Source organism: uncultured Acetobacterium sp. (genome assembly GCF_927416815.1).
Lineage (GTDB): Bacteria > Bacillota > Clostridia > Eubacteriales > Eubacteriaceae > Acetobacterium.
The window spans coordinates 21,665-33,426 of the sequence record NZ_CAKMJU010000076.1 but is presented as its reverse complement, the minus strand read 5'-3'; the positions used below and the strand labels follow the sequence as shown (position 1 = coordinate 33,426).

The window sequence follows — 11,762 nt, the reverse complement described above, 5'->3', positions numbered from 1 at the left end:
TTTTAATTATCGATATAAAATCCAATTCCTTCACCTCTCTACTCATACTTTTATTAGTATAAGTAAAATTACTTTACGGGTCTAAACATATTATACGAGGGGAACTTCTGTGATAAAAGATGAAATTATTGAAGCAGTCAGTAATTTGGATGAGGATTTGGTCTTAGATTTAGTGTCTCAGGCAGTAGCAGATGGTTTAACACGAAAAGAAATTATACGGTATGTTATCCTGGGAATGAATGAAATCGGGATTCTCTATGAAAGCCTTGACTATTATATTGCGGACCTTATTATGGCAGGCTGTGTTTTTAAAAGCGTCTTAAATTTCTTTGATGATTTGGAACAAACGAGTTTGTCATTAACAGCAACTGAGCGAACTGGAAGAATTCTAATTGGTACCGTCGAAAATGATATCCACGATATTGGAAAGTCTATTTTTACCAACCTGGCGTTAACTGAAGGTTATGAGGTAATTGATCTGGGGGTTGACGTCAAACCGGATCGATTCTTTGAAGAGGCGCTAACAACAAAGCCGGATATTTTAGCCATGAGTGGTATCATTTCAAATGCCATTAAATCCATGACGGAAACAGTCAACCTGTTCAAGAAAAATTTTATCAGAAATGATTTTAAAATAATCATCGGAGGACTTTCCCTCTCTGAATGATCTTTTAAACTATATCGGAGCTGATTTTGCAACAAAATCTGCGGAAACCGGGATTACAAAATGTAACGAATGGATGCGCGAAAAAAATGGCCAATAAAACACCCCTCTCAAAATATCAGATTATTGTTAATGCTATCAAAAAAGACATCGGAGATGGCATTTTAAGGCCAGGTGATCCCCTTCCTTCCGAGAATTACATGAGTCAAAGCTATGGAATCAGCCGGATGACGGTGAGGAAGGCTCTGGCGGTACTGATCAATGAAACCTATATTCACAGCGTTCAGGGAAAAGGTCACTTTGTCAGCAAACCAGACTTCACTCATTTTGACATCAATTTCAAAACACATGATGATCAGGATTTTGAACATAAATTGCTGTCTGTAGATATTATTGATATGAGCGACGATCTTCGTATTCGCATGCAGAATTTCACTCAAAAAAAGATCATTGAAGTTAAACAACGCATCTTCAATAATGGTGAGATCGTCGGATATGATATAACTTATCTCCATTACAATCCTAAAGAACCGGTACTGGAAAAAGAGTTTCATTACATCAATATTGACGAAAATGCTGCTACTGGTGAAAAAATTAAAAAGCATGTAACCTTGGCTGTCCTGTCTTCTGATGAGCACATTTCTTCAATTTTAGAAGTTGAAATTGGCTTTCCGATTATTCAAATCGAAGCGACAGCCCGAAATGAGGTCAGTCAAATCATACGCTATGGAAAGAGCTATTTTAAAGGGAACGCCTTCAAAATTCGAGGTCAGTAATTATGGATACTAAGCTATACAAACAAATCGTCAAAGACATTTCAGATAAAATAATCTCAGGCGAGCTGAAACCTGGCAGTCGCTTACCCTCAGAAAACGAACTAATGGATATTTACAACGCCAGTAAATCAACCATTGAGAAAAGCATGATGATTCTTGCTCACGAGGGCTATATCTTGACGATTCCGCGAAAAGGAAATTATGTCACCAGACCGGCACTTGATCATTTCAGTTTACATTACCGTGAGGATGAGCTTCTTTCCAGTATGTTTGCCGGTCTCAATGATTTTGACTTTTCGATCACACCGGTTGGATCCAAACGACAATCTTTGGTCATCAATAAAACTTTTGATATTGATAAAAAAAACATATGCTATGCCACCAAACAGTATTTTTTTGAAAATGCCAATGACTTTCAATTAAATAAAAATCAATTGCTGACAAAAACAGATTTGGATATTTTATTACTTTTCAATAAACCGTTGGAACTTCAAAAACAGATCACTTTGGTTGCCGACTTCTGTCCAGAAAAAGTTGCTGAAAAAATTGATGTTGCACCGCAAAGTGCTGTTTTTTTTATTGAAATCCTATTTACGCATCGCAAAACACTAACAGAAGTAGCACAATTTAAGACCTATTTCAACCCTCATTATCTCCACCTTAATTTCTCTACATAGTTATCCTATTCTAGCCAGTTTAGCTTATAATTGCTCGTATTTTTGTTTAGGATTTCGGTTCATCAGAAAAATCAGCATACCAGCGGCAAACAGGGAAAGCCCGGCACCAAAAACAAACGGTGCCTGAGGTCCAAAAACGTTCCATAACAGGCCGGCAATGACGCTGGCAGGCAGCAGGGCAATCCCTACAATGGTGGCCTGAAGCCCCAGCATCGTCCCTTTTAGATTAACTGGTGAAATTTCTGAGATTAAAGCCCGTTCAACGCCAGCTGTCATGGCGGTGTAAAGACCATAAATGATAAACAGAATCACCAGCACCTCTGTGTTTGAAACAAAAGCAAATCCGAAGTAAACCAGGGCAAAGGTGATATACCCTGAAACAAGAATCTTTTTTCGACCGTATTTGTCCGAAAGATGACCAAAAGGCACCGAAAAAAAAGCTGCTGATACATTATAAATGAAGTAAAGCAGGATCACATTCGCATCGGTTAAGCCCATACTCTTGCCCCGGAGGATCAAAAAAGCGTTGGATGAATTGCCTAATGTGAAAATGAATGTCACTGCTAGATAAAGTTTTAAATTCACATCCAGGTTTCTCATATTTTTCCAGAATGGTTCCCGCACCTTAATTTCCCGATTTTGTTTTTTTTCTTTGACAAACAATAGGATGACAAGCCCGATTGCTGCGGGAATGATAGAAATTGCAAACAGGGTTTGATAGTCAAAATTACCATCAGCCCTGGACAGAAGGATAAAAGCGATTAAGATCCCCAAGGCAGAGCCGGCCATGTCCAGTGCTTTATGAATACCAAAAGCCTTCCCCATTTTGTTTGCGTCCGCACTTTCACAGACTAAAACATCCCGGGGGGCTGTCCTGATCCCTTTTCCAATCCGATCAATCACCCTGGCAAATAAGATCCCTGTCCAGGAGGTTCCAATTAGCAGCGCTATTTTATATATAATCCCGGTAGAATATCCGCCAAAAGCCAAAATCTTTTTTCGCTTGTACTTATCTGAGATATAACCGCTGTAGACCTTTAATAAGCTGGCAATACTTTCTGCAATCCCTTCGATAATCCCGATAAGTACCGGTGTCGCTCCAAATGCAGATGTCAGATACAAGGGGATCAAAGGATAAACCATTTCTGAGCTGATGTCCGAAAAAAAGCTCACCAGACCCAGAAATATAATATTAAACATCGCTTTCACTCCTTAAATTTAACCGTATTTTTAATAATATCAGTGACTTTTTAAGCAGACTGTCACTTCATGTCGTGTCAATCCACTTATCTTTCACTATCTACTATACTATGAAACTGATAATTTTTCCTGTCGATTTTAATTATAAAAAGACTTCCGGATTTAAATCATTCCGGAAGTCTTTCTTTAGCCTATTTGTTCAGATACGAGCTGCTCGTCATTTTTTGCTATAATTCCCAGTCTTTTTTCATTGGCATAAACAGTCATATGGCTGCCCCGGACATAACCTACCAGCGTAACCCCCAATTCCCTGGCCAATATTATCGCCTGTTGGGTTGGGGAAGTCAATGATACAACAATTGGTATTTCCATCTTGACTGCTTTTCTTAACATTTCAGAGGCGATTCGACCACTGGTTAAAAGGATCTTGTCCTTAGTCGGAATATCCCGCAGCAAACATTCACCGATGATTTTATCCAGGGTATTGTGACGCCCGATATCTTCTCCCAAGGCAATGACCTGGTTAGTGTCGCAAATCGCTGATGTGTGACTGCCACCGCTTAAACGATAAGCTTTTCCGCTTTTTATCATTTGCTTTACTAGTAGAAAAAGTTTTTCCGGTGCTACACTCACATTTGAATCCAGCCTTGTTTGATAATGACCGCTATTCAAACTCATTCCGCCGCCACATCCTGATGTGAGAATTCGTTTTTCAGGCAATTTGTAGTCATTATTTTTTAATTTGATATCGGCAATTGAACTCTCCTCACAGACTCTTAAAATATTAATATCCTCAATATTTTCAATGATTCCCTCAGCAAATAAATATCCAACAACTAAAAAGTTCAACTTTGAAGGGGAACATAGAATCGTAACCAGTTCTCTGCCATTGATATAAATTGCCAATGGCAGTTCTTGGGGTACATATATCATATGATCTTCCCATTTTCCATCTGTATAATGATGGCAGTGGATATCCGGTGCATTTCCTGGGGGCATTCTGACAATATTTTCGTTCATACGATCCCCTCCATTAAAATATAAAATTTTAAATATTTTTCTTCAACGATATTAAACATAACGCAATTATATTTTATACCCCTGCTAAATCATCCGTCTCCAGAATTAATTTAGCCACGTTTGCGCCCGTGCTGGCAGTACCATCGGTGATCTGACCATACATCGGCCAGGTACATTCACCGGCAAAGAATAGTCCTTCCACATCCGGGGATTTTTGACGAATCTTCGGCAGTGAACTAAATCGATAGTGGGACGGATAACTGGCGCCTTTCACCGGACTGGTGGACTCCAAGGCACTATTAAATCCCGGATAAAGCAATTCCATATTTTTTGTAACTTCCGCCGCGATTCCTTCCAATCCCAATCGACTGAAATCTGCATCACTTCTTACCGAATATGCCCATATCAGCTGCTTTCCTTCCGGAACGTTCCATGGCTGTTCAATATTCTGGGCACATCCACCCTGGATTGATGAACCCGTTTTCGGATCGATAAACAGGGTAAATGCTCCATCCAGGCTGATGGAATCATTTAACTGATACGTTAGAAAGATTCCGCCCATTTTCTGTTGAAGCGGAGCTTTCATCGTTTCCATCAGGGTTGGCGGTACTGTATCAAACAATTTCAGGTAATCCAGCCAGGTGGTGGCAAGAATCACCCGATCTGCTTGGATCTGTTTTATATTTCCATTTTCGTCTTTTATCTCTACCCCAATAGCTCGATTGTTTTCGATAATAACCTTAGAAACTTCCGAGTCCGTTCGTATATCACAGCCAAAATTTGTTGTAATGGCTTCTGCGATGGGCTCGCAAATACCATGCTGAAGATCAGGGATTGCAACCGACATGGCACCCTGGTTGCCAATCCAGATGCGCAGCATCACAAATCCTTTGGCTGCTGAACCATAGTTCCAGGTGAATTCTGCATCAGCAGTCCAGCAGAAACAGGCCATCAATGAGGTGAACACATATTCAATCCCCTCATCCATGCTGCGGGATTGAACCCAGTCTTTTACTGACACCTCATCCCATTCTTCACACATTTCTTTAAATGGTTTATTAAGGATTTCATCAAGCATCGGGTAAAGTTCTGATTTGAAACTTATTGACCAGAGATCCGGCCGGGCTTTTTTTACAAAACTTTCCATCCAGTCAACAGCCGCTTCGGTCGTGATGCATTTTGGTATGGTCATAAATGGATCTTCTGCCCTATTAAGATAGAGCCGCGGTTCTCGGCTGAAGTGCAGTTTAATGTCTGCTCCAAAATCTTTCGCAGCATTGGCCCATCCGTACCCACCCCCACCATTTAGGGATGTCATAATTAGCGGCAGATGCATCACAACATTATATCCATTGGCGGGATGAGCCGAAGCTCTCCCACCAATAACCGAACCTTTTTCTAAAAGCAGAGTACTTTGGCCGCTTTTAGCCAAATATCCAGCACAGGTCAGACCTGCGAAGCCGGCACCAACAACGATATTTTCGAATTTTTCTGCCATGCTTTTCTCCTTCTTTTATACATACTGAATCAGAAATTTCTGATTGATGCGCCATTCTTATTATTTGGGCAATTTATCTATTTTCTCCAGCTCATCAGCGACATCTTGCAGGCCATATTTTTCGTATGTTTCCCGGGTCGGCCAACCCGTTTCTCTGTCCCAACCTAAATATTCATACCAATTTTGGGTGGTTATTTTAAATTTATCTTTATCGTAGGCATCATAAAGCCGGGGCATTAACTCATTAAATTCCATATCTGCAGTCCGTTCATGGTTTCGAATCTGAATGGCTCTGAACAAGGTATTGATTCTTTCACCAGACTCAAAAAACTCTTCTTCGGTAACCTTAATCCCAGTTACCTGAGAAAACAGGATTGATTCCATGGAAGTTGTATCAGAACCATCCCCAACCTCATCATAGTCAAATTCCATTCCCATATATTTGCGCAATGGGAATTGGAAGCAGGCAGTCAGTGAATCTAAAAGCGTTCCCCGAATGGTGCTTTGTCTTGCCCATTCCAGTGGGAAGGTACTATTATAATGATCTTTTTCTGTTGCCATCCATTCACCAAAGCGCTGATGTGCCCAATCCGGCCACTTGCTATGATGAGGATCTCTAGTTTCAATGAGCCAGTTTAAAAGACCTGGCATGCTCATTGGGAATGGCATTTCCATAACCAAACTTCTTGATGTGTATCCCCAGGCACCCAGTGGCGCCAGTGGCAATCTGACCTTAAACCAGGCGTCTTCTCTGGCTGCTTCAGGCCCTTCATAAATGGGATGTGCGTATTCATCCTCTCCCAATTCAACCACCGTTCGTCGGATACCTTCAGCCATGAGATCCCCAAAACCTTCACGATAGGCAATCATTTTCAGCAGTTTAATCCACCATTCATTCGATCGCACCTCGGTTGGCATTCCCACCTTTGATTCTGTATCCAGACCCATGGCTTTCGTATAATACAGCCAGGGAACAAAACCATAGATGATATCAAAATGGCCAAATCCCAATTGTTGCGCCAGCTCATGAATTTCCAGACCTTTTCTAAAATTTTCACCCGGTACGGTTTCATCTTCTCTATCGAAAAACTGCTCATAACGAGTATGGTTACAACCTGTCATGGCGTGAATCAGTTTTGGTTCGGTTACAGCAGGCACATTTTTGAATTCAAAGAAGCCACAGGACGCATAGCATCCCAATCCACAGGAATGACTTAGAAATTTAAAGGGTTTGTTGTGAACATTCCCCATCCAGTTGATTGAGAAATTAGGTTTATGATCCGGTCCTGTCCAGCGATCCCAGAAGGGATTTGTTTGATCATCGGCCAAATCCATATCATAAACAGGCATGGGTTTTCTGATCGGACCAAATTTCAATGTTGTTTTTAATAAGCCTTCCGGATCAGCGACCTTCACCTGATGCTTACCCTTAGTTACGGTGATGGCTTTTAGATTCTTTGAACCCATGACGGCACCATGACCACCCTGGCCAGTTGCACTGTGAATACCGCATCCGATGATTGCAAAACGAATCAGGTTTTCACCTGCCGGTCCAATTCCATAGGACGATGAGTTTCCCCCATGTCGGTCATGTAATATTTCCTGGGCATCAACCAGCCCCAATCCCCAAATATCCTTTGCTGACCTTAATTCTGGCCCATCCGCAGAGATATAAAGGTAAGCCGGTTCCGGGGATTTACCTTCGATGATAATCCCATCATAACCGCACCACTTCAGATAAGTGGGTAATGAACCGCCGATACCGGTATTTGCATATTGTTCTGGATAACTGTGGGGGGAAATTGAAACAAACTCAGCTCTTCCGCTGGAAGGTGATGCTGTTCCGGTGACCGGCCCCGTCATAAAAATCAGTTTGTTTTCTGGATCGAATGCTTTAATCCCTGACGGCATTTCATCCCACCAAATCTTATGGGCGACCCCCAAACCACCGACAAATTTCGGAACATACTGCATCGTATCAACATCTGAAAACGTACCGTCCGTAAGATTTACTCTTAATATTTTTCCTGCCCATCCGCATTGTTCATTCATAGCTTCATCTCCCTATCACTAATATTTTTTGAGTTGTAAACACATTGTCGGACACATTTGAACACATACTGGTCCATCTTCCCGATCTTTGCACAAATCACATTTCTTCGCTTTTTTATTGATACTATCAAAATTAATTCTTGGCGGATCCAGTGGACATGCCTTAATACAGGCTTTACAGCCAATACACTTTTCAGCGTCAATGCATCGTGCACCTGTCGCCTCATCGATGTAAATTGCTTCAACCTTGCAGGCATCCATACATGATGGCGCCAGACACTGTTTACATGAATACGTGATGTACTCCCCAGCAAAAATATCGCTTGATTCCCAAAGCCTGTTTAATTCTGAACCACAGGCACCATCATGTGTTGCTGCACAAAATAATTCACATACCTTACAATCCTGGCATGCTGCAACTGATGGGTCAGTCATACCGATATAACCCTTCGCTTTTTGAAAACCCATTTATCAAACCTCCTAAATTTATTTATAAATAGTGTCTCATATGATTTGGAACACCATTTATTTCAAATGCAAAAAAAGAAAACAAAACGATTGAAACGTTCTGAATTCCTTTTCAAATGGAAGGCAAAAAAATTACTTCTTTTACCCATTGTTCACATTGGCCACATGGGTCATATGTAAATCGGAATATATTATTATTGAAACTGACCTTTAGGTATAGTATAATCCCATTATCGATCTTTGTATACGTTCACATAGACCAAATCTTTACACGTCTAAATTAAGTCGACTGTTCATTTTGAACAATTGATAAAGGAGTTTGTCATGAAATTGAGTTTGTATATTTTGAAGGACTGGTTTGACGCAAAGGGGGTTAAAATCCTCGCATCAAAAATGGAAGATGAAACTTCAGAACCTGGTATAACAGGTATCCGGTTAAAAGATAAAGAGCGACCAGAATTAGCAGATGTTTTCTTATATATCACTGAATCGACAGATTTAGAATCAGAAATTAACCCCGTTCTGAATACCAATCGATGTGTTGTCTGTGTCTATAAATCTTTTTATCTTGCGGTTGAAGGAAATGTTATTTCGATATTTAATGAATCGCTCGCTGCTTATGAATTCTTTCAGTTATGGGAGTCTTCGCTGAAAGATGCTGTTTATTCAAATTCATCTTTGCAGGATCTTGTCGACCTTGCTGTTCCGGTTTTCCGGAATCCTATTTTTATCGCTAATTGGCAGGGTCGCGTTTTTGCTTTTTCCCGCGAATATCAAAATGACTATTTTCGGGGAACTTGGCAGCACATCGTCAAATCTGGACGGGTTCCACTTTACTCAATCCAAATGTTGCGAAAATCGGATAATTACTCAGTTGTTTTACAAGGTACCAAGGCTGCCTTGTTATCATTTGGCGAACTATCTCACCGCTGTATCGGTGGCACCTTAAAACAGGCTAATGACATGCATTTACACATCCAAATCATGGAATTCCAAACTACTGTGACAGCCGGACACTGTCAATTGGCAGATATATTTCTCAATATTGTTTCCTTTACCCATTTTCCAGGACTATCCACCTATGCACAGTCGATGTCGAAATTATTTTGCGAACTTTTAAATGGAAAAGCAGTCCCAAAAGAAGAATTGGATTGGGTCCTCCTGGCCCTGGGCTGGGAAAATAAGGTTCCCTGCGTTTTATTATTGTTTGAGAACAACCATGAACAACTGACAAAAGAATCGTTAAATGGTTCGCTTGATCAGTATATCCCTCAGGGTAAGCGTCTTGTCTATGATAATGAAACCCTTTTATTACTGTTAAAATCAGAATTTGATGCCCTGGCTGATGAATTGACAAAGCTGATTGAACCGCTAGATTTTATCTGTGGTGTTTCCCTGCCTTTTACCGAATGGGATACCTTGGCAGAGCGCCTGAATCAAGCTAAATTGGCTATCCACTATGGTCAATCTACAAATTCCTATATCCGTCGTTGCGAAGATTTCACTACAGCCTATATTCATGATTCGCTGTTAAAAATAACCAAAGATCTCTGTCTGTGTCACCCAGCCATTTTGACACTAAATGCCTATGATCGTGAAAATGAAGCTGACCTTTGCTTTACATTGTTTCAGTACCTGAGATGTGAAAGAAACAGCACCATTACATCGGAATGTTTACACATTCACCGCAATACACTTCAGTATCGCCTGAAAAAAATCCATGAGCTGATCCAAGTGGACATGAATAACCCGGATATCCGTGAACATTTGATGTTATCTTATGAAATGATTCATATCACGGAAAGGTGAAACAAGCTACCAGGTTAATTGGCGGTTCGCCAGGTTATCCGAAGAAAGAATCCCGAGAACAGTTCATTACCTGTTCCGGGATTTTTTTGTTAAGTATATGGGAGACGGTGCTCATAAATGATAATAGTCAAGATAGCATGAAATCAATAAGTGGAACCGGATTTCGGCATCATTCAGTGAGATGCCAGTAATTTCTTCAATTCTTGAAATCCGATAGGCTAGGGTGTTTTTATGAATGAATAATTGTTTAGCTGTTTCTGTATTATTTCGTTCATTAAGTAAAAACAGCCAAAGTGTTTTAGCCAGGTTTGAATGGTGGAGTGCATCGTATTGGTTTAGTTTTTGGATGCCCGGATGTCGTAAATCGGCATGACTGGTCGAGCGTAAGAGATTGATACTATATGCTACGGCGCACGCGTTGCAGGTTTGAATATCACCGGGAATATTTGTGCCGTAAGTGATGGCAATCTCCGCCTGGCTGTATGCATCTTTCAATTGATTGATATCCTGAAAGACAAAGCTTGCACCGCTCCGGCTGGCAGCCTGCTTTAACTGGATCTGGTTCTGTCTGATCAGAACAGCGTGGTTAACTAAATTCAAATTCGCAAGGAGAATAATGCTTTCATTGTGATGAAGGAGAATACACCCGGTCAGAGAGGCTTCCAGCTTTCTCAGCAAAGCCAGGCTCAGATCACGATTTTGATTGCAACCAATGATCTTAAAGACCAGTTTTTCATCATCAGGCTGCCAATTGATGGCCATCATTTTATGATTGATGGAATCAGGCATATCGGTGTCTTCGAAAAGAATATCCAAAAACATTTTCTCATAGGAGAAAATTTCGTTACCCCCCCGACTGTAACGGGCGTAATCTTCTTCGATGATATCGCCTAGTATATCCAAAAACTGGATTCTTCCGGGGGTGATCATATGTTCGATTTCGACCAATATCAACCAACCGATGTGTTCATGGTCAAGAAAGAGATTTCGGCTGATGGTTCGTTTTGGCAGGATGGGATTATCCACCACATAAGCACGACTGGCAGCATTTTTAACGCGACTATCATCGTTAAGGACTAAAATTCTGTCCATGGGAATCATATTTTCTGCCAAAATTTGTTCGACCAAATCGATTTTTCTGTTTTGGAGAGTATCACAACAATGCCCCTTGAGTAAATAACCAGAGTCGGTAACAAAAGTAAAATCATCTAAAATATGGCTGCTTTTATCAAGCAGGACCTGGACGGTGCACCCTTCTTGAATGGCACGCCTGATACTATCATGCCAATTCCAATAGAATTCAAAGGCATCCGAAATTTCGTTAAAGATCCCTTCAACGTCGTTTGTTTTCAGCAGAATTAAATCAACGCCACTGACACAGCTTACCTGTTCAGTTGAAGCGGTTGCCATCGTTTTTGAATGACCAACAAAAACACATGATTCATATTCGTGTTGGACACCGTTAAAAAAGCGAACCCGTTCCAACGTAAGGTATCCTTCTTTTATATGAATCTCCGGATTGTATTTCTTTAGCCAGTCGGCCAAAATCCACATACTAAGTTTCATCAAGAAGTCGGACCTCTCTTTTTTTAAATAGC

At 40.8% G+C, this 11,762-nt stretch carries 10 protein-coding genes and 1 riboswitch; of the genes, 4 read left to right on the top strand and 6 right to left on the bottom strand.

Annotation, left to right across the window (positions count from 1 at the left end; genetic code table 11):
- Positions 1-109: 109 nt before the first annotated feature.
- The 3 genes from QZ998_RS11215 (at position 110) to QZ998_RS11205 (ending at position 2,117) form a co-directional block, all read left to right on the top strand.
- On the top strand, positions 110-667 hold the full coding sequence (locus QZ998_RS11215) for a cobalamin-dependent protein (RefSeq protein ID WP_296560639.1): 558 nt from the start codon (positions 110-112) through the stop codon (positions 665-667).
- A gap of 86 nt (positions 668-753) precedes the next feature.
- Positions 754-1,440: a GntR family transcriptional regulator gene (locus tag QZ998_RS11210; RefSeq protein WP_186841294.1), complete on the top strand. Its 687-nt coding sequence runs from the start codon at positions 754-756 to the stop codon at positions 1,438-1,440.
- Between the two features lie 2 nt (positions 1,441-1,442).
- Complete coding sequence (locus QZ998_RS11205; RefSeq protein ID WP_296560635.1) at positions 1,443-2,117, top strand: GntR family transcriptional regulator; 675 nt, start codon at positions 1,443-1,445, stop codon at positions 2,115-2,117.
- Between the two features lie 24 nt (positions 2,118-2,141).
- Here the strand turns inward: QZ998_RS11205 and QZ998_RS11200 are convergent, their stop codons facing one another.
- The 5 genes from QZ998_RS11200 to QZ998_RS11180 form a co-directional block, all read right to left on the bottom strand.
- Positions 2,142-3,317 (bottom strand): MFS transporter, encoded by a 1,176-nt coding sequence (locus QZ998_RS11200; protein ID WP_296560634.1) that lies wholly within the window; start codon positions 3,315-3,317, stop codon positions 2,142-2,144.
- A 186-nt stretch (positions 3,318-3,503) separates the two neighbouring features.
- Positions 3,504-4,337 carry a formate dehydrogenase accessory sulfurtransferase FdhD gene (gene fdhD / locus QZ998_RS11195; RefSeq protein ID WP_296560632.1) on the bottom strand — a complete coding sequence of 278 codons (834 nt, stop codon included), beginning with the start codon at positions 4,335-4,337 and terminating at the stop codon, positions 3,504-3,506.
- Between the two features lie 73 nt (positions 4,338-4,410).
- Positions 4,411-5,835 (bottom strand): FAD-dependent oxidoreductase, encoded by a 1,425-nt coding sequence (locus tag QZ998_RS11190; protein WP_296560630.1) that lies wholly within the window; start codon positions 5,833-5,835, stop codon positions 4,411-4,413.
- 60 nt (positions 5,836-5,895) lie between these two features.
- Positions 5,896-7,887, bottom strand: coding sequence for an aldehyde ferredoxin oxidoreductase N-terminal domain-containing protein (locus QZ998_RS11185; RefSeq protein ID WP_296560628.1), 1,992 nt, complete (start codon positions 7,885-7,887; stop codon positions 5,896-5,898).
- A gap of 18 nt (positions 7,888-7,905) precedes the next feature.
- Positions 7,906-8,355, bottom strand: a complete 450-nt coding sequence (locus tag QZ998_RS11180) for a 4Fe-4S dicluster domain-containing protein (RefSeq protein WP_296560626.1) — start codon at positions 8,353-8,355, stop codon at positions 7,906-7,908.
- 89 nt (positions 8,356-8,444) lie between these two features.
- Positions 8,445-8,554, bottom strand: a riboswitch (molybdenum cofactor riboswitch).
- Positions 8,555-8,679: 125 nt separating this feature from the next.
- On the opposite strand from QZ998_RS11180, the gene QZ998_RS11175 reads away from it, so the two are divergent.
- Positions 8,680-10,164: a helix-turn-helix domain-containing protein gene (locus tag QZ998_RS11175; RefSeq protein WP_296560624.1), complete on the top strand. Its 1,485-nt coding sequence runs from the start codon at positions 8,680-8,682 to the stop codon at positions 10,162-10,164.
- Positions 10,165-10,275: 111 nt separating this feature from the next.
- Here QZ998_RS11175 and QZ998_RS11170 read toward each other — a convergent pair whose 3' ends face one another.
- Positions 10,276-11,730 carry a helix-turn-helix domain-containing protein gene (locus QZ998_RS11170; RefSeq protein WP_296560622.1) on the bottom strand — a complete coding sequence of 485 codons (1,455 nt, stop codon included), beginning with the start codon at positions 11,728-11,730 and terminating at the stop codon, positions 10,276-10,278.
- Positions 11,731-11,762 lie beyond the last annotated feature (32 nt).